The following is a 20454-nucleotide window of genomic DNA, read 5'->3' on the forward strand; positions in this document are numbered from 1 at the left end:
TCCGCACTTTCTAAACTGGTACTTTAGAAAGTATAGCGGGCACCTAAGTTATAGCGAGCATATCCTTGGTAGTAACCCAGCACCTGATCGTATGAACGACCGTAGTTACGACCGCTTTCTTCGGTGATATTAAGCCCTTCAACAAACACAGACAGGTTATCGGTGACATCGTAGCTGACATTCACGTCAACCTGACTGTACTCGTCAACATATATGGGGTTGTTACCAGTGCCCGATGCGCCAGAGGCAAGGAATGCATCGCGCCAGTTGTAGGCCACACGAGCCTGGAATCCATTCTTTTCGTAAAAGCCCACCAAATTGGCAGTGTCACTTACGCCCGGCAATGAGAACTGTGGATCACGCAATACCATATTATCGAAGTTGGTGCTTACATCAACCATAGTGTAGTTGGCAATAACGCCAAAGCCACTTTCGCCAAAGGTGTGCTGAATAGCCATCTCGATACCATCGACATCGACTATGCGGTCTGAATTCGCCACCTCAGTGACTTCAACAGATACATTCGGATCCTGACCCGGTATGCCGACAATAACAATATTGCCGCTACCATCAATATACGCGGTATCTGGGTCGGCGTAATTTGCGTAAATGTATTCACGGATATCGACAACAGCATTGGGAGAAAGGCCAGAATCAACCGCCGCCTGGAAGCGTTCACCTTGCGCAGGGTGCGGAGTATTTTCCAAGGAATTTTCTTCGGTCACGACACGTGAACCAATAAAGTTTTCCACTTCTTTTTGGAAGTAACCCACTGACACATAACTGGCGTCGGCAAAATACCACTCCGCAGAAAAATCAAAGTTGTCGGCCTTATAAGGCTCTAAACCTGGCGAACCACGGCTAGCGGTAGTGCCATTAACGCGCGGCCCTTGACTATAAGAAGTACCACCGCGCAAATCCAACCAATTGGGACGAGCGATACTTTGCCCGTAAGAAGCACGTAGTATGACATCTTCCATCACCTCTAAACTGGTGTCGATGGACGGCAGCACAAAGTCGTACTCACCACTGTCTGTAATGGCTACCGGCTCTCCCACCGTTGGCATACTAAATTCGTTGGCTGACACCCAGGAAATTGGACCATATGCTTGGGCCGAAGCCGGAGTTTCCACTTCGCTCGACTCATAGCGGACCCCTGCCAATAGATTAAACGGCATCGATGCTATATCTGTATTCCAGGCAACCGATACATACGCACTCTCGGAGCTTTCAGATATGTCGTTGAACTGATCTGGAGCCTGCGCACAATACCAAGTTGACCCGTCGGGGCAATTAGTCGGACCTTCACCATCGTCCAGGTTATTGGCCGCGAAATTGCGCACATCCTCAAAGCTAAATGAGTAGCGCTCGTTCAGAGGCGAGGTATTGGTGCCGCCTAAGAAGTTGATCTCTTCCTGAGAGACTTCACTGTATGTGCCATCAAAGCGATCGAGGATTGTTTCTGGTGTAAACCAGTCTTCGTTCAACATGCCCGGCTCGCCCAAGCCACCCCAGGACTCACGCTGTACGTTGCTAAAGGACGAGCGGTAATCACTTTCTGTGCTGGCAACACCAAATTGTAATTTCAGGTTATCGGTAAATGCGTATTCGCCGTCCAATTGAATTTGGTCAATTTCCTGTTTCATGCGGCTATTGCGGAAATAGCTGCCAGATACCTGCATATCCTGCACACGCAGATTGTCGCCACCAGCACCATCGAGAATATCCAAAATCAATACTGGCATCTCACCGCGAACGTTCACTGTTGAACGATCACGCACATAAGCAGAAACCGCGATGCCTACACTGTTACCGTACTCATTGTCCGGGGTTGCCTCGGCCTCAGAGCTGTGAGCGTCTAAAGACAGTGTCAGCTTGTCAGTAACATTCCATTCAAGATTTACACCAATAGAGTTGTTCTCGTATTTTGCGGCCTGACGGCCCACACCCATAGGCAAATCGCCATCGGTCATGTCTTCTGAGTACAACACTGGAGTTTGGACTGCCGGGGAATCGTAATCGGTAAAAATGGTGCTTTGCCCACCAAAGTTAAACCAGCCACCCACATCGTTGTAAGTAGAGGCAATAGTGTTTTCGCTGTAGGTATAATCCAGCGTCGCAGTCAGATCATCCGTTGGGGCAAATTGCAGCGTAAGCTGACCATTCGTGCGCTCGCGCTCGAATTCGGTAAAAGCGTAGCCCATTTGCTGGGGGGTAGAATAGACGTCATCCGCAGATGGCTGATTTTGGTGATTACCATTAAAGTCGATGCCACCCCATTCCCAATCTACGGTTTCCTGACCACCCCAATCCTGCACTACCGTGCCGGGAAATGAACGCCATCCAGTCCCGATTTGCGCTGCAGCCGATCCACCGTTACGTTCTTGGTAGCTGGCCGTTACCGCCACGCCGATCTTGCCATCGGCAAAAGTCTCGCTGTAGATGCCGGAGATTTCAGGAGTGATTGACGAGTCTTGTGAAGATTGGTCGTATACTCCTTTCACACCGATTGACGCTTTCGAGCCAGCCTCTAATGGTTTCGGCGTTACGATGTTGATGGTTGCACCCATACCACCTGGAGGCGCATCGGCACGGGAGGTTTTATACACCTCTACCGCAGCCACACCTTCGGAGGCGATATTGGCAAAATCAAATGAGCGCGAACCGGAGGCCACTGTTGACTCGAGTGTCGCACCTGGCATTTGACGGCCATTAAGCATAACGAGGTTAAAGTCCGGCCCCAAACCACGGACCGTAACCTTGGACCCTTCACCATCGCGGCGATCGATCGATACACCGGATATCCTCTGCAGCGACTCAGCCAGGTTCGTGTCGGGGAATTTGCCAATGTCTTCAGCGGAAATCGCGTCTACAACACCGCTGGCGTCACGTTTTAAATCCATCGAACGCTGGAGACTGGCACGGATACCCGTAACAATCACCTCTTCCAACATAGCCTCTTCGTCTTGGGCATAGGATACATTGCCAAAACCCGCAATCGCTGTAGAAGCAATTGCAGAGGCAATAAGCTTGCGCTTGAAATTCTGCTTAATACTCATGGAGCTGATCCTCGAACCATTATTGTTATGTTTAAGGTCGGCCTTACCGACCTAACCGAGGCTAATATCGCGCCATAGCAAAAGAGCGTCGTCCCACTTTGACAGTGAGCGATAACATGGCGAGTCTCACTTTTATTTCAGTAAAACGGGAAACACTAACATCATGTATATCAACCACTTAACAATTGATAATACAAAAGCGAGTCAAATTTTATGGCAAATTAAATTCACCATATTTAACCCAAATTCGACTCAATCTAACCCGTCGACTAAAAGCCACCGGGGTGGTAGCGCAATCATTTTTGCGGCTGTGCGCTTGCCGAATACCAATAACAAACATACTTTTGCGAACGTTGAGGAGCTAACCTGTGCTCAGTGTTGTCAAAGTTCCATCGAATGCTCCACCACTCTTTAGGCTGCTCCAAAACGCTATACTGAGTGAATAAATATGACGGCGCTTAAAATCAGTATCGTTCAGGGCACGTTCAGTTTGACTTGTTACACTGTCCATAACACAGCTGAAAATACCCGTATCACGGGAGGCTTATATGATTAGGTTTAAAAGCACTCGCAACTCAAACACTCCATTGTTGGCGGTGCTACGCTTACTGCCAGTGTGGCTTGTTTCGCTCGTACTGATCGCCTCGGCACACACCTATGCCGAGTCTACCCAAGACGTTGAGGCCCCATCACCAGAGAAGCTCCAGCAGCTACTGGCGCCGGTGGCACTTTATCCGGATACCGTACTGACTCATCTGCTGATTGCCGCCACCTACCCATTGGAAGTGGTGCAAGCGGACCGCTGGGCCAAGCAACACCCCGAACATGAAGGCCAGGAAGCTGTGGAGGCAGCTCAGAATGAGCCCTGGGACCCCAGCGTAAAAGCACTCCTCGCGTTTCCCGACCTGCTGGCGCGCATGAGTGAGGACTTACTATGGACGCAGGAACTGGGCGAAGCCTTTCTAATCAGCGAAAGCGACACACTGGCGGCGGTACAAATACTGCGACAAAAAGCACTGAATGAAGGCTCGCTCGAGGATATGGAACATCAGGAAGTGGTTTATGAGAAAGAGCAGATTATTATTCAGCCCGTGCGTCGCGAGGTGGTCTATGTACCCTACTACGACTCGCGTTATGTTTATGGCTCCTGGAGCTGGGTTAACTACCCACCGGTATACTGGTCTTACCCGCCGCGCTACAACGGCGGCTTCTACTGGGGCTTCTATGCCCCCGTCGGTGACTGGTTTTATTTCGGCGGCTTTCACTGGGGCCAGCGCACCGTGGTCATCAGCTACGATCGCCCTTATTACTATAGCCATCACCACCACTATGGCTACCGTCCACGTTATACCGAGCGCTGGTATCACAACCCAACTCACCGCCGCGGTGTACGTTACTATGGCGGCGGCTCTCGCCATAACTACGGTGGCGGCCACGGCCGGCACAACCCGCCATCTCACGACCCGCGCCGCGAACAAGCTACCCGACAACTTGAGCACCACTCAAGCCGCTTAAATGCCATATACGGTGGTCGCGGCCAGCAATCCGGTCAACACCGTGCGGGCACTGCACAAAGCCGGGCCAATGCGGAAATGAGCAGACTTAACCGGGAGCGCACATCTGGACAATACAATGAGAGTGTTCGCCAGCGCGTACTACGCGATACCAGCAGCGCCAATGTACGCCGTAGCTCCACAGAAGAAATTCGCGCCAATCGGGCACCGGTTCGCCCCGGCACCCAAGTTACCCGCACACCAGAGCGCGTTAACCGCAATACACCACAATCAGTGCGCACACCTGCCGCCAGAGTGCCAAGCAACGTCTCACGCCCGGCAAGCACCCCGAGCACGCGCACGTCTCCCCCGGCAATAAACAGTGCGCAGCGCTCTACCTTACAACGGGCCACGAACAATAGCAGACCGGTAAGCCGCACTCCGGCAAGAAGCACTAGTCGCAGCGGTGGCGACCGGGGTGGCCGAATGCGCTAGCGAATATAGGCTATTGAACTTGATATTGCGCTATCACTGCGCGATTCTCAGAGATGGTGCCACGCAGCTCAGAGGCACCGCGCACGAGCTTCTCCGACACCGATGACATTTCGCGCCCTTCTGTATTGATAGCATTGGTATTACTGCCAATTTTCTCCATCACCCGGCGCTGCTCTTCCAGCGCTTGAGCAATTGCCTGAGACATTTCATTCACTTGCCGTGTTTCTTCCGCAATCGCAGCAAGCTTGTCACCCACTGTCATAACCTCGGAACTACTACGCTCCATTTCCTGTTGGCTGCGCCCCATTGACTCAACAGTTTTAGCCACACTGCTGTTAAGCTTTTCAATAAGTGTACCTATCTCACTGGCCGAACTCTTGGTGCGTGCCGCCAGTGTGCGTACTTCATCGGCCACAACAGCAAAACCTCGCCCAGACTCTCCAGCGCGAGCGGCCTCAATCGCGGCATTAAGGGCAAGTAGATTTGTCTGCTCAGAGATGGCCGTTATGCTTTCGACGATGGAGCCAACAGCCAAAGTATCGTCATTAACCTGATTCATCGAGCCAGCAACATCTCCCATATCGGACTCTAACCCCCGAATGGAGCTGACAATAGCCGTCATGCTTTGACTGGCCGCAGATACTTCATCCTCCAGGTGGTTTGTAAGCTGTGCCGAACGAGTGCTGCTTTGCTCTACGGCACCAATACTGTTGAGCATTTCTTCGGTAGACATTGCGATATTGGAAGTCTGATCATATTGCATTGCTATCAGGCGTCCTAAGTTTGAACTGATTTCATCGAGCGCATCACTCAAGGACTCGCTGTTATCAGCACTTTCTCTTAACCCGATAAAGGAATCTTGTAAGGTACTTACCAGCTCGTTGACAGCACGACCAGAATCGGTTTCATCGTGTTCACACCGCGCGAGTAAATTTCGGCTTGAAGCGACTTCTTCGACTACCCGAACAACAGCCTGATCGACCTGAGTTCTACGTCGAAGTATCTCGGCCAATATCGACAATATGGTGGCTTCAAATCCAGCAAAAGCGGCATGGAGGAACGTTATACCCCAGGTGCACTCCACTGCAAATGCCATCAGCGGCATGCCACCAATACTCGTCTCCGCCAATTGCCACAGCGTAAAGCTGATGTGATGTAGGGCTACCGTTAACAGCGCTGCCACAATGGGGCGCCAGTCCTCATACACCAAAAACACCGCCATCATCGCAAAAATGTGGAAGTGCATTTCAATCATGCCAAGCTGGGATTGAATTAAGATAGCGGAAAAACTCATCATCAGGATGGCAAAAGCGACCGACGCTTGCCAATGCCCACGCAGCACTATAAAACACACGAAGGCAACGCCCCCCAGAATTGAGGAGCTAATAACACTGAATAAAAATAAGCCCGCCCCCATCAACCCCGAAATCCAGAGAATAGGCACTTGCAACAGGAGTAAAATGAGCATGGCCTTATCAGTACGTTCACGGTAATCTTGCAGTGATGTCATAAAAACCTCGAGCTCATTAGGTGGTAGCATTTAGCATACTTAAATGTTTTTGCACAGCGTGTGCGCTTAATGCCTCCCCTTGGAAAATTGCTAAAACTCGCCCGTCCCGGGCCAGCAGGTAGGTACGCGGGCTATGTCGACTTAGCTCTTGATTTCGGTCATGAAGCCGTGACCTCAGCGCCCGCAAAGCCTGAGGCTCCAATAGCCCTGATCGGATACCGAGAGCATCAACCAGTTGCCGACGGATCCCAGCCGTATCACGTGTTGCGTCTATCGTAATAAATAAAACCTGAAGTTGTTCAGCATCGGTATTGCGAGAAATTAGCGCCATTTCCGACAAGCGCTTGGGGCAAACGGAGTCACACGATAGAAAACCTAAAAACAATAAGGTATAGGGCGCTGCGCTACTTTGTAACGAAGACCAGCTCCCGTCTACATTTTGCCACCGTAACGGGCCCGCATTGATAAGGCTATTTTGTTTCAATTCGGACATCAAAGACAGTGTCAACCACAAGCCAAACGGCAGCGCCAACAGCGCAAGTGCGAGGGCTGCGGTCATTTTCAGGTGATGCTTCATCATTTCCACCAAAAAGCAATGCTTATTCCACAAACATCAAAAAAAAGGAGTTGATATTCGCGTGGAGCAAGTTACTCTGCACCCTGTAATACCAGTCTAGCTTATACGCACCGCGCCAGTGTTGAGATGTATCGATTTAGACCACTTTTTTATACTTCTCGGCCAGCCTGCACTAAGGATTGCGATCGCGCCAAAAACTCACCAATACATATAAGGCGATACCCAACAGGGCCGTTCCAAGACAGAACCAATGAATGGCATCGTAGGAGAGTAACCCTAACAGCGGGTTGCCCATTCTGAAAGGAAACCAAGGCTGCACATCGGCGTGCATAATACTGTCGAGAAATACGTGGCTATAACTTCCGATTGCGGCGCTAACAAACGCGATTGGCCAGGTAATGGTTTTTCGCTCAGGCGTCACCCGCAATATTTTCAAACCGATCGCAGCCAGTGGTTTGCCCGTTACTGCGGCCAATACGGCGAGCAAACTTGCGCCCAGATAAGTATGAGAGAAACCGTGTAAGTGTCCATCCCCCGTTAACATGACCAACAGAGGCTGTATATCCATTATTATCTGCGCCCAGCCAAATACCATTAAACTAAACGCACCGCGCAGCACCGACTTTATTAGTAGGCCGGGCCCCATATGAAAAGGCGTAAAAGGCATAGCGGTACTCTCGTTATTTCTGTGGGTTTACTATTCCAGAATATACCCATCGCAGTTTACCGGCCAGAACGAAAAAAGCGGGCACAAGGCCCGCTCATACTCTAAAAACGACCGGAATTTTTACCAGCTACCAAACTGCAGGCTAAAGTCTGCTGGCGCTTGTTTAACGTGGATGTAGTGCGTGCAGTGGTTGGTGCCCGTGCTCACAGCACTAAAGCCATTCACCACCTGCGACACGTTGCTGATGACCTCTCCATTACAGTTGGTGACATCGTACTGCGTACCCGCCGCCGCACTCCAACTGCCTAAGCGAAGTTGACCGTCGCTATGATTGTACGCCAGACACTGACCTTGACTGACCCACGTGGTGTTGCCTCCGGTGTCTATGGCATTTGCGATATCACAACCCGAACTGGAAGAGCTAGAAGACGAACTGCTCGAAGAACTGCTCGAAGAACTGCTTGAGGAGGACGAAGTCGAGCCAAGTTCAAACCAATTCATATTCCAACCATCACCGGTAGCCGTTACCTTGATCTCCTGATTGCCAGCAGGCAAATCCACCTGGCTAGTTACTGTCTCCCAGTTTTGCCAGCCCCCGGTAGCCGAGCTTTGCACCACGTCGTATAAGCTAGCACCATCTTCTGACTCAAGCTCGAAGTAAGCCCCGCTAGCGAGTGATGCAACGCGGTAGTTCACGGCGTAAATGCCGGCAGTAGGAACATCAACCCGGTAGGTCACAAAATCGCCGGCATCTATCCAGCCTATGTTTTCGTCTCCAGCATTGTCAGCTGTCGCTTCGGTCTGCACACCACTTTGAGTACAGTAATTTTGCGCCTGTATCCGCCCCGGTACAGCGACCGCCGCGCAAGCCTGACTATCATCAACGGGCTGAACATCAATCCAGTTTAAATTCCAACCTCCAGCACCGACCGCTACGGCAATATTTTGCTCACCAGCCACCAACTCCACCTCGTGAGAAATTGTCTGCCAAGTTTGCCAGCCGCCAGTTGCCGGAACATCAAGCGATCCATACATAGGTGTGCCACCAGCCGCTTCTAGGTTGATGGTTCCAACCGCGTCCGCGGCGGCCACACGATAACTCACGGTGTAGGTTCCGGCAGCGGCCACATTAACCGAGTAGCTTAACCAGTCTCCGCTGTCTGTCCAGCCGACATTTTGACCTCCGCCGGTATCGGTGGTCGCCTCAGTCTGAATACCCTCCATAGCGCAGTAAGCTTCAGCTTCAATTTTACCCGGAAGGTTTATTTGCGAGCACTCAGGGTCTGGGTCAACGCCGCCATCGGACCAGGCGCGCACAATATCACGCACAAAAGTGCCGGAGGCCGTATACTGGCTATCGGGCCAACTGCCCGTTGTATTGGCGCCAGGAACTAAAACAGAAGAGCCTTCTGCCTTGTCGTTTAATGCCCAATTGGCGTGGCTTATATTTCGGCTTTTCAGAAAGTCCATCCAAATATTCGTTTCGTTGTAATCGACACCGCCATCACCGTTAGCATTTACCGTGCCCCACTCAGTGACAAACAAGGGGATCCCCATATCGAGTGCATACTGGGCTTTATCGCGAAGGTATTGAGTGTGAGAGCCCGCGTAAAAATGCAGGGTATAGGCAATATTACTGTAAGAGGTGATGGGGTCATTAGCGGCAGCGTCAACATCCTGCGACCAAGTTGGTGTGCCCACAACAATGAGGTTATCGGGATCTATCGCCCGGATGGCACCTATCACTTGCTCGGCATAGGGCTTAATTGTGCCACTCCATGAGACTTGCAGCGGCTCGTTGTACACCTCATAGATGATATTGTCATACTGTCCGTATTCACTCGCCATTTGCTGAAAAAAGCTCACAGCTTGTGCCGTATATTGCTCTGCGTGGTGACTGTGCCAATCAATAATAACGTACATGTCATTGGCAATAGCGGCATCAACCACTTCCCGCACTTTAGCCATATTGCCAGCCGGATCATCAATATAGCCGCCTGGATCCTCTACGCCCATGGCAGCGCGAATTATTTCGGCATTCCAGTCCTGATTGACACTCGCGACAGCACCAGAGTTGTAAAACTTCTCGCCGCCCCAACCGTTATTGCTCCAAAACAAGCTAGGCCCTGCAACACTGTCCGGAGTGCCACCTATCAGAACTTGATTACCGCTGGTGCTCATGGGCTCCACAGCCGTTGCCATTGCGGCCGACAACGCTAAAGATAATGCACTCAGGGATGTACACAGACTTTTGTGAGATTTTAAAATCATCGCTTACTTCCTCTTTGAGGTTCGTTATTATCAAATCAATGTCAGCGAAACTACTTAAGCTGACCTGCGCGCAGGCTCCTGAATACGAACCTGCTACGTCAGACTCTCCAGAATGAGCAACACTAGGAAAAATGCGCGATAACAACTACCCACTTTGCCTAAGAAGTTAAGTTGGGCAGGAAATACTGAAAGTGGGCAGTAACACTGGGCAAAAACGTAACGGCCTATGGCTATTTTCGTAACATACGTGAGACGAATACAAATACATGTGAAATGTACTCGTTATAGCGTTGCTGAAGATTACTTAGGTGACACTCGGTTACATTTAGTCAACATGATTGCCATTTATCTTATTTTTTATATACTGCCACTATTGCACCCTGCACATTGATACGGGCATTAGCTCAAGCATGGCTTGAGCGCTAACAAGACCAATAATAATGCAACAAACGCTGTTCAATTTACATGAAGTCATTCTACTGATTACTGTTACCGAGTCCCTACTACTTGCATTGGGTATTATTGTAATACCTAAGAAACGGCCTCAATCCCACTGTTTGCTCGCCGGGCTTTTAACCTTAATAGCATCCATACTTTTGGCAACATTGCTGGTCTGGAGCTCCGCCGTACAGCAAACCAGCGCTCTGTACTCCAGCCTACTTATTGCGATATTATCGTTTGGGCTACTGGCTCAGGGCCCTTTGCTGTATTTCTATATGCAGTCACTGACCAAGCACGTTAACTTTTATTCGGCGGCAGTGGCACTTCACTTTTCTCCAGCAGTGATGTCTGTCGTTATTATACTGGTCTTTGATCTAACGCTTTTCGATTGGCTCCCGCACAATTGGCCTCATATCGCCAACTACAAACACAACCTTATTTTGTTTATATGGGCTGGGTTTAAGTGCCTTCCTTTAGCTTATACCGTACTGTGCTGTACAGCAGAGTATCGACTGCGCAAACAGCTGCAAGATCGCTACTCAAACATACCTTTTTGGGAGCTACGCTGGGCGGAAATTATTCTGGGTGGCTTCTCCTTACACTGGCTTTGGGCGTTTGTTGCGTATTGGCTTTCGGGCTATGTTGGCCCGGAAGTCAATCAGCAGATGGGAAAAATTAGCGATTATGTAACGGCAGCCTTGATTAATGTGCTTTTTGGATTCACTTTGTGGAGCGGCCGCAAAGCACTGATACTTCCTGACATTTCCGATCACAAACGCGACTCAAGTATTGTAGAGAACAGCGAAGAAAAACTGGCAGCAATACGCCATGCCATTGACGTTGATTCACTTCACCTTGAGCCTCATATTAATCTGGAGCGCTTCTCAGAACATTGTGGGGTAAAGCCTAGGGAGGCGTCCACGCTTATTAATAAGCACTACGAAAAGAACTTTTTTGAGATCATCAACTACTACCGCGTGCAAGAGGTAAAAAAGCGATTGAGTGAAAATCGTACAAGCACCGTTTTGGATATCGCTTTAGCATCCGGTTTTAATAGCCAATCGGCGTTTCAGCGATTTTTCAAACGCTTTGAAGGCATTACGCCGACACAGTATCGGCGCCAAGCTAACAGCCCTAGCAAGAGGCCAGCGCAACGCGTCTCCGGTAACTTCCCTTAATAGCGCAAGAATCGGGTGGCCATCACTTGGGTTTGCCATTACAGTGCTTTATAACCAAACGGACATCGGCGCATGATAGCAAGCCCGCAATGAGTATTTTATGCGATGACCAAGCAAAGTACCTCAGACAGCAGAAATGGCCAATACCACGTCATTGCACAGGCAATACACTATATTCGCAGCCATTATCAGGATCAGCCATCGTTGGCCGCTATCGCTGCGCACGTAAATCTGAGCCCAGACCATTTGCAGAGAGTTTTCAGTCAATGGGCAGGGGTTAGCCCCAAAAAATTTTCCCAGTACCTGAGTATTGAGCACGCCAAGTCTATATTGACAGACGACTTTGTCGGCCTGGAGGATGCCGCCTACTCAACCGGGCTTTCAGGAACTGGCCGATTACATGACTTGTTTATTAACATAGAGTCAATGACACCCGGGCAGTGGCGTAATGGAGGGGAAAAACTATCCCTTAATTACCAATTTATAGCGACGGAGTTTGGCGAGCTTCTGGCGGCGGCAACGGAACAAGGTATTTGCCACCTACAGTTCTCACAAAACAGAGAGGCTGCACTTCGACAACTTAGATATGATTACCCCAAAGCCCAGTGCGTTGCCTCCAAATCAACCCATTTAGCTCGCGTCGAGAGTTTCTTCCAGCACACCTTCGCATCTGCCGATAGGCTGCATATTCATCTTAAAGGGACAGACTTTCAACTTCAGGTCTGGAAGAGTTTATTGAAAATTCCTCCAGGTAGGCTAACCACCTATGGCCAACTGGCCACTGCTAATGGCCAGCCCAATGCAGCACGGGCAGTCGGCGGTGCTATTGGTAAAAACCCCATCGCCATTTTGATACCGTGCCACAGAGTGATCCAAGCCAGCGGCTGTCTGGGCGGCTACCGCTGGGGTGAAGACCGAAAAGCGGCGCTCATTGGACGTGAAGCGGCCCAACTAAACAACAACTCATTTGATACCATTAAATAACTACGACCGCGCTAGCAGGCTGATAGTCTGAGTACGTAAGGGGTTTTTCAACAGCCTGCTAGTGAGTGGGTGCACTTTCAGATTTGTGGTCAGCATTTTCAAGTTCGCGATTGACCAATACCTTCGCAGCGGGCGCCTCCCCGTTTTTACTCTCGCCAAAATACAGGGTTTGATGCGGAAACGGAATTTCAATATTGTGCTTATCAAAGGCATACTTCATACGCCGATTAAATTCTCGCCCCACCTTCCATTGTCGAATAGGTTTGGTCTTAATACGCGCCTTAATCATAACGGCACTGTCGGCGAAGGAATCTACCCCAAGTATTTCCAGGGGTTCGAGAATATCATCACTATATTGTTCATCTTCCATCATCTCTTTGCTAATCTGATGCAATATTTCACACACTTCATCGGTACTTTCACGGTACGCCACACCGATATCGAACAAGTAATAGCTGAATATCTTGGTAAAATTTTTAACGACCGAAATTTCATTACATGGCACGGTATAGACACAGCCATCTAAGTCCCGCAACTGAATTTTGCGCAGGGTGATTTTTTCGACAATCCCTGTTCTTTCGCCGACTGTCACAACGTCACCAATGCCTAACAAGTCTTCCATGAGGATAATAAACCCATTCAGAACATCCTTAATTAGAGCTTGTGCAGCAAACCCAATAGCGATACCAAATACGCCGGCACTGGCCAATATAGGTGTAACATTAATACCCAACTGGGAAATCAGAGTTATGGCGAAAAGCAATAGCATAATCCCATAGACAATACTGCGCACAATAGGCATAACGGTATCTAAACGGGCGCTTCCTCTTGCCGACACTCTTATAAAGTAACTTTCAATTAGAGCAGATATGACCTCGAATAAAACCACCAGTATTACTAACGCCATTGCAAAGTGAACTGAGCTGGCCAACCAGTTTGTGACTTTTTCCGCTACCGACAGATCAGCGCCAGCACCAAACCAAATAACAAGTATGGTTAGCGTAACGAGTAATACTGTAATTACTTGTAGAACAGTTGAAACAATGTTTCTATATATTTTCAATCGTTTTTTATTGAATTTAAGTTTTTTGTCAATACTGACTATTTTCCGGTAGGCTTTTTTAGAACCGTTGGCGATTAGCCACATCAATAACAGCGCGACGAATACGGTAATCGCGGTGGCTGCCGCCTTTGCCGACCAGCCGGCAGTAAAACCCAGCTCGCTCATCCACGCACTGACTTGGGTTTCCCAGGATGACGCAAGCTTATCCACATCAACCATACCCTCTACTTTCAGATCGATCGGAGGTTTTGACGAATTCGACTCTTCATTCTCACACCCGTCCCCAGAACATTCAGACGGAGCGCTACTGCTTTGCGAAGACGACTGCTCGCCCGCGACTAGATCTACAGAAATTTGAGACCAACAGACAGCGGAAAACACCAGAAGAAAAACGCTTACTACCAACCGGGGACAACTCATTTCGACTAACCCTCAAGCTTTATCAAGAGCACATTACTATAACGTATACGGATTACAAACAAAGCCCCGGATCATCTCTCATCAAGATGATCCGGGGCTCAATGCTCAGCAATATCTATAACTGAAAGCTTAAACGACCTGCAACCTAACAGTTTTCGTCAGACACTTCCTCACAGGCATCTTCAGCCGTATCCGTAACAGTGTCAGCTGCATCATCCACCGCATCGCGGGTTGATTCGGCGGCCTCATCCAGTTTCTCGCCTAGCTGCTCAGCACCACCGTCGTTGGTGTCACAAGCGGCCAGTGGCAGGGCAATAACCAGTAATAAAGCAATACGTTTAAAAATTTCCATGCGTCCTCCTGAGTTTCAATTGTTTTCGCTACACAGGGGTAGTAGCTCAAATCGTGCCAATCTTATGATTAGGGCAACACTTGCGCTAATGGCTGCCAAAACAAAACCTAACACACTGTTTATAAAGGTTTTTTTGAAACGTGACATCTCTGACAACGACTCTTAGAGCCCATTGCCACAATATAAGCTTGATGACAGTGAAAAATAAGATACAAAAATTGAAAAAATTACAGAAGAACTTCTATAGAGACTTAAGAGCGTCGATACTGACAGGCTTTAATATACTTGTTGCGATTCCGGCGGCGCGCAGCTCTTCCTCATTCACACTCTGGCCACTCAATAACACAATGTGCGCCTCGGGTTGAGAATCGCTAATATTACGGGCCACCTGCATGCCATCAATATCGGGTAGATGTAGATCCGTTAGCACTACATCTGGTCTATAGAGATTAGCGCAATGGACAGCGGATTCACCGGTCTGCGCACAATATACCTGCCACCCAATGAGCTCCAACAAGCTAGCCGTAGCCTGGAGCGCGTCTCTATCATCATCAACGACCAGTATAGTTTTCTGTTGTACAGCGGTTACCGGTGATAACTCTCTGGCCAAGTGCTTAGCTAGCATGCCATGTAACTGAACGCGATCTACCGGTTTACTAATGTAAGCGGAAAATCCCGATGTCAGGCATTTATCCATATCGCCCTTCATGTGTGCCGCGGTTAAAGCAATAACGGGCTGCTCAAACCCCATACTTCGCATTTTTTGTGCCGCCTGATGGCCATCCATCACTGGCATATGAATATCCATGAGCACTAAATCTATCGGCTCTCCCGCTTCTTGCACACTGGCTTGCAATACGCGAACGGCATCTTCGCCATTCTTTGCGTAAACCACATCTATTCCACACTGCTTGACGAAATGCCCCACCAGATTACGTATATCAGGTAGGTCATCGACAACCAGAACCCGCCCCTGTAATTTCGGAAAATCTACAGGTTCAAATTTTTCTCCCGCGTACTCAAAAGAAAAAGGTATCATCTCTTTGAGGCTGGCCTTGTCGAATTCAATACAAAAGGTAAATTCGCTCCCCTTACCTGGAATACTCAATAGCTCAATAACGCCGCCCAGGCGGCGCGCAAGCTGTTGACTGATGGCAAGCCCCAACCCCGTACCTGAGCGTGGCTCAGCATAAGAATCTTTAGCTTGGACGAATGGCTGAAAAATATCCTTAGCAACCTCGGGCTTAATACCAATACCGGTATCTTTTACGCTGAACTGCAAACGGCCCACACTTTCCGAAGACAACGCTTCAACGGTTAAGCATACCTCGCCCACGTCGGTAAACTTAATAGCATTGCCAAGTAAATTAAGCAGAACCTGACGCAACCGTGTGGGGTCTGTTTGTATTTTTCTGGGAATGGATCCGATACATTCAACTTTAAGGTCGAGCGATTTATCAACCGCAGCCCCATGCATTAGAAAGTAAATGTCAGTGAGAAATGACGAAAGATATACGTCTTTATTTTCTAGCTCGAGCTTACCCGCCTCAATTTTCGATAGATCAAGGATATCGTTGAGTAGGCCTAGCAAGTGCTTACCGTTTCTATGCACCACCCGCAGATGCCCTTGAGATTCAGCATCACCCGCCTTATTCATCAACAGTTCGGTAAAACCTAGAATGGCAGAAAGTGGCGTGCGCAATTCGTGACTTAAATGGGCCAGAAACTCGCTTTTTGATCGGTTTTCAGATTCTGCCTTCAGACGCTCAACTCGCTCTTTTTCCATCTCTCGCCGCGACAATGCGTAGCGAATAGATCGGGCTAGTTGCTCCGAAGAAAGATGTGCTTTAACCAAATAGTCGACGGCACCGGCTTCCAGCGCCTCCATGTCCACATCACTTTGATGCATTCCTGTAAGCAAAATAACCGGCCCGGAAAATCCACAGTTAATTGCTTCTCGCAGAAGTTCAATACCATTGCGGGCACCTAACTGGTAGTCCATTAAGCACAAATCGTGTTGATCTAATGCAAGTTGCTTATAGCCGTTCTCAAAACTAGAAGCCCACTCAATTCGATAGGTTCCCGAGGAAATATCCTCCAGCAGATCACGCGTAAGAAGAAAATCATCCTCGTCGTCGTCAACAATGAGTAGCTTTATTTTTTCCATAAATATTAAGGCAACTCTACGAATTCCACCCAATATCGGCCCAAAGTCCGCATCAGCTCGACTAATACGTCAAATGTCACCGGTTTAGTAATGTACGAGGCAGCACCCAGGTCATAGCCACGCAACATATCCTCTTCCGCTTTGGACGTCGTGAGAATTACTACAGGGGTGCGCTTTAGAACAGGGTCTTGCTTAAGTTGAGCAAGTGCTTCCCGGCCATCCATTTTGGGCATATTCAAATCAAGCAGAATCAACCCTGGAAGCGGATACTTAGCGCGGTCAGAGTACTGACCCTCGCCTCGCAAATAGTTCAGTAACTGTACGCCATCCTCAACAAAATGAAGCTCATTGAGCACCCGGCTTTCGACTAAAGCTTCGGCCGTTAGCAATCGGTCGTCTTCATCGTCGTCAGCCATCAAAATCACTAAAGGTTTTTTTTCTGTGCTCACGCTTATTCCTCTAAGTAATCCAAATTTAACTGTTTAGTAGGCAGGCTGAATCTGAACTCAGTTCCCTGACCTGGTTCACTAATCGCTATAATCGTACCATTATGGCGTTCGACTATTTTGCGGCATAGCGCTAGACCAATACCAGTACCCTTGTACTCACCTCGACCATGCAGCCTCTGAAACAGGTTAAAGACCTTATCAGAATACTGATCTTCGAAACCGATGCCATTATCAACAACAGCAATACTCCACCATTGGCCATTGTACTCATCTTCTGCGTCTGCATGTTCTGTCAACTCACAAGTTATTGAAATCTCGGGAGTGATATCAGGCTTGCGAAACTTAATACTGTTACTCAGTAAATTCATGAATACCTGGCGTAACTGTGAGGCATCAGCCGCTAATGTTGGCAATTCTCCCACCGTCACTTTCGCATGAGAATCGTCGATGGCATACTCCAGATCTTCCAGCGCATCTGACACCACCTGATTGAGATCAACCTTTTCAAAGGGTTCTTGACGTGTCGTGACCCTGGAAAAGCTCAAAAGGTCGTCGATAAGTTGCGACATTCTCGCCGAGGCGGCATGCATTCTGTCAATATAGTCGGCACCACGCTCGTCAAGTGCGTCACTGTATTTCTGCTTAAGGCGATCACCGAATGCGCGGATCTTGCGCAGTGGTTCTTGCAGGTCGTGAGACGCAATAAACGCAAATTCTTCCAACTCTCTATTACTGCGCTGTAGCTCTTCAGAGTATTGCTGTAAAGCAAATGTTCTGTCAGCAACCTTTTGTTCTAACTCATCATTGGCACTTTCTATTTGTCTATAAAGGCCATGCAGTTTTCTGGCGTGTCGATAGCCGTATATAAAAATTGCAATTGCCAGCAACAGCCCTACGCCGTTAGTTGCCAATAATACGATAAGAATCGACTCTCTATCGCGATTAGCAATTTCACGATTGCGCTCCAGCAATGCCGTCTCATCGGCTTCCATATCTGTAAATAATCGGTCAACTTTACGCATTAGGTCGACGCCAACATCTTGCTTCAAAGATGCGACAGCCTCGGCTCTACGCCCCAGGTGCACCAACTGCACCTTTTCCTGCATACGATCGACCTTTTGGGCAATGAGCGAATCCAACTCCTGAAAACGCTCCTGCTGCTGATCAATTTCGGTATGAGAATCCCCTAAGGCCAATACTAGCCTGTCAATATCCTCCATAGCAGCGTGATAGGGTGCAAGATACTGCCCATCTTCCGTCAAAAGGTAACCGCGCTTGCCCGACTCTGCGCTGACTAGCGCCATTTTTAAGTCTCGAATAATGCCCATTACCCGAAGGGTATTGCCAACACTTAAATTATTTTCGTGCATTAGACCAATCGAGCGATAGGCGGACCCCATACTGCCCAAAAAAAATATTACGACAAGAATGAGAACATAGCCCCAAGTACGGCCAGTGATTCTGGATACGCTAGAGTATGCCTGAGTCACCTCTCCTCCTGTTCAGATTGAGCAATAGCTTCGGTCAGTGTGTCAAGTACATCGCTACACCTCTTACACTCACGTACAATTGTATCTAACACTTCGATAGCTCTCGCCTTATCATCTAAACTTTCAAGTGACAGTTTTCCCAGCTCAGCGTTGACCGAAATATTATTCAGTGGATTTCTCGCATCATGAACTATCTTTCTAAGATCATCTGTCATTCTAAACCTGTTCTTCCGCGTAGCTGTTCAAGCGGTTATATAAAGTTTTTAGACTCACACCCAAGACGTCTGCGGTTGTTTTTTTGTCCCCGTCATAGTGACTTAATGTAGACTGTATTAGCTCGCGCTCCACATCCTCTACTGTTTTACCCACAGCAATTCCCGGCGACGCTTCGCTTCCGCCCTGGGAAAAAGGCGATGAAAAATCGTCAGGTAATACAATCAATTCTTGCTCATCATCAGCCATAATGTAGGCCCGGTGAATGGCGTGACGTAGCTCGCGCACATTACCCGGCCAGTCATATTTTGAGAGTCTATCCATCGCCTCATCACTCACACCTATATTGGCTCCGTACTCCTCGTTAAAGTCTTTAAGAAAATAAGCCACCAACAGTGGTATATCTTCTTTGCGCTGCCTCAACGGGGGAATCGATATAGGGAACACAGCGAGCCGGTAGTAAAGGTCTTCGCGCAAGCACTTTTCTTTGGCTAACTGAGCTTCGCTACGATTCGTTGCGGACACAACCCGACAGTCTACATTTATCAATGTTGTTCCGCCCGTACGTGTCAGCTTTTGAGTTTCTAACACTCTTAATAAGCTGGGCTGTTGATCAATGGGCATTTCCGTCACTTCATCGAGAAATAACGTGCCGCCAATCGCCTGCTCAAACACCCCCTCCTTGCGCTGTATGGCGCCGGTAAATGCGCCTTTTTCATGACCAAAAAGTTCACTGGCGATTAACTCACCTGAAAACGCACCACAGTTTGTAGCAACCAACTCACCTTTTACCTGGCTGGCCGTGTGTACCGCCGCAGCGACCATTTCTTTACCGACACCACTTTCCCCCATCAACATAACGTTTGCCTTCGTTTTGGCAACACGCCTTATCTGCTCGTACAGTCTGTGCATGGGTTTAGATTCACCCACCAGGCAACCGAAGTGTAAATCACTGGAGTCAGACTTAACGTTGGTTCGCCGGGTAGAACTGATTGCCGCTTTTAATTGCTTTAAGTCAATCGGTTTGATCAGGTAAGAAATATTCGGCCCCAGCAGATCTTTTACCAAAGCTTTGACAGAAGGGTGTCCGGTAACCAACGTAATGCTGCTGGCGTTCTGATCTTCGATCGCATCAAGTAAATGAAGGCCGCTGCCATCTGGCAGAATAAGATCGAGTATAAGATGATCAAAGGTTCGGCTACTAATGATTTCTTTAGCAGAGGAAAAAGATGTAGCAGTTGCAACCGAGTGCCCAAGCAGCTCCAACAATTCGCGGGTAGTGTCCACAAATGTTTGATCGTCATCCACTAGCAGTATATTCGCCACTTGGTTCTATCGCCTCTAATGTATTGTTGTTGACTGAATGTACTCATCGCAATGATATTCATCCAAGTATACCAGTGCACGATGTGAGCGCATTAGTCTAAACCAAGCTCAGACCGGGCACAATTGGAATATAGAGGGGTTTGAGTGGGTATAGGCTGTCCTAGCCCTATAGCCCTGAAACGTATAACTGTGCTATTTGCATTACATTGAAACGTTACCAACCACTGGTAGCAGCCCTCTACGAACAAGCGTCGTAAATCTCACTTTAGAGCACAAGACTCCCAGGATAAATCCACAAG

The 20454-nt window shown here is 48.7% G+C and carries 15 protein-coding genes; 3 read left to right on the plus strand and 12 right to left on the minus strand.

Annotation, left to right across the window (positions count from 1 at the left end):
* Positions 1 to 23 precede the first annotated feature (23 nt).
* Complete coding sequence (locus tag QWI17_RS21810) at positions 24 to 3059, minus strand: TonB-dependent receptor (RefSeq protein WP_302724649.1); 3036 nt, start codon at positions 3057 to 3059, stop codon at positions 24 to 26.
* A 548-nt stretch (positions 3060 to 3607) separates the two neighbouring features.
* On the opposite strand from QWI17_RS21810, the gene QWI17_RS21815 reads away from it, so the two are divergent.
* Complete coding sequence (locus QWI17_RS21815) at positions 3608 to 5047, plus strand: DUF3300 domain-containing protein (protein WP_302724650.1); 1440 nt, start codon at positions 3608 to 3610, stop codon at positions 5045 to 5047.
* A gap of 10 nt (positions 5048 to 5057) precedes the next feature.
* Here the strand turns inward: QWI17_RS21815 and QWI17_RS21820 are convergent, their stop codons facing one another.
* The 4 genes from QWI17_RS21820 to QWI17_RS21835 form a co-directional block, all read right to left on the minus strand.
* Positions 5058 to 6557: a methyl-accepting chemotaxis protein gene (locus QWI17_RS21820; RefSeq protein ID WP_302724651.1), complete on the minus strand. Its 1500-nt coding sequence runs from the start codon at positions 6555 to 6557 to the stop codon at positions 5058 to 5060.
* Positions 6558 to 6573: 16 nt separating this feature from the next.
* Complete coding sequence (locus QWI17_RS21825) at positions 6574 to 7134, minus strand: SCO family protein (RefSeq protein WP_302724652.1); 561 nt, start codon at positions 7132 to 7134, stop codon at positions 6574 to 6576.
* Positions 7135 to 7306: 172 nt separating this feature from the next.
* Positions 7307 to 7801 (minus strand): metal-dependent hydrolase, encoded by a 495-nt coding sequence (locus QWI17_RS21830; RefSeq protein WP_302724653.1) that lies wholly within the window; start codon positions 7799 to 7801, stop codon positions 7307 to 7309.
* Positions 7802 to 7921: 120 nt separating this feature from the next.
* On the minus strand, positions 7922 to 10072 hold the full coding sequence (locus tag QWI17_RS21835; RefSeq protein ID WP_302724654.1) for a cellulase family glycosylhydrolase: 2151 nt from the start codon (positions 10070 to 10072) through the stop codon (positions 7922 to 7924).
* 440 nt (positions 10073 to 10512) lie between these two features.
* Between QWI17_RS21835 and QWI17_RS21840 the strand changes: the two genes are divergently transcribed.
* Together QWI17_RS21840 and QWI17_RS21845 are read left to right on the plus strand one after the other, a co-directional pair.
* A complete protein-coding gene (locus QWI17_RS21840; RefSeq protein ID WP_302724655.1) occupies positions 10513 to 11691 on the plus strand; it encodes a helix-turn-helix domain-containing protein in 1179 nt (392 codons plus the stop codon).
* Positions 11692 to 11796: 105 nt separating this feature from the next.
* Positions 11797 to 12675 carry a methylated-DNA--[protein]-cysteine S-methyltransferase gene (locus QWI17_RS21845; RefSeq protein WP_302724656.1) on the plus strand — a complete coding sequence of 293 codons (879 nt, stop codon included), beginning with the start codon at positions 11797 to 11799 and terminating at the stop codon, positions 12673 to 12675.
* Positions 12676 to 12733: 58 nt separating this feature from the next.
* Here the strand turns inward: QWI17_RS21845 and QWI17_RS21850 are convergent, their stop codons facing one another.
* From QWI17_RS21850 to QWI17_RS21880, 7 genes are all read right to left on the minus strand, one after another.
* The gene (locus QWI17_RS21850) at positions 12734 to 14158 is read right to left on the minus strand and encodes a mechanosensitive ion channel family protein (protein WP_302724657.1); all 1425 of its coding nucleotides are present in this window, start codon (positions 14156 to 14158) and stop codon (positions 12734 to 12736) included.
* A gap of 145 nt (positions 14159 to 14303) precedes the next feature.
* Positions 14304 to 14510, minus strand: coding sequence for a hypothetical protein (locus tag QWI17_RS21855; RefSeq protein ID WP_302724658.1), 207 nt, complete (start codon positions 14508 to 14510; stop codon positions 14304 to 14306).
* Between the two features lie 241 nt (positions 14511 to 14751).
* Positions 14752 to 16677, minus strand: a complete 1926-nt coding sequence (locus tag QWI17_RS21860) for a response regulator (protein WP_302724659.1) — start codon at positions 16675 to 16677, stop codon at positions 14752 to 14754.
* Positions 16678 to 16682: 5 nt separating this feature from the next.
* Entirely contained in the window at positions 16683 to 17126 is a 444-nt protein-coding gene (locus QWI17_RS21865) for a response regulator (protein ID WP_302724660.1), read from the minus strand.
* A 2-nt stretch (positions 17127 to 17128) separates the two neighbouring features.
* Positions 17129 to 18616 (minus strand): sensor histidine kinase, encoded by a 1488-nt coding sequence (locus QWI17_RS21870; protein ID WP_302724661.1) that lies wholly within the window; start codon positions 18614 to 18616, stop codon positions 17129 to 17131.
* A complete protein-coding gene (locus tag QWI17_RS21875) occupies positions 18613 to 18831 on the minus strand; it encodes a histidine kinase dimerization/phospho-acceptor domain-containing protein (protein WP_302724662.1) in 219 nt (72 codons plus the stop codon). The genes QWI17_RS21870 and QWI17_RS21875 overlap by 4 nt, the downstream gene beginning before the upstream one ends.
* 1 nt (position 18832) lies before the next feature.
* Positions 18833 to 20155, minus strand: a complete 1323-nt coding sequence (locus tag QWI17_RS21880; RefSeq protein ID WP_302724663.1) for a sigma-54-dependent transcriptional regulator — start codon at positions 20153 to 20155, stop codon at positions 18833 to 18835.
* Between the last annotated feature and the right edge of the window lie 299 nt (positions 20156 to 20454).

The organism is Gilvimarinus gilvus (assembly GCF_030518155.1).
GTDB lineage: Bacteria > Pseudomonadota > Gammaproteobacteria > Pseudomonadales > Cellvibrionaceae > Gilvimarinus > Gilvimarinus gilvus.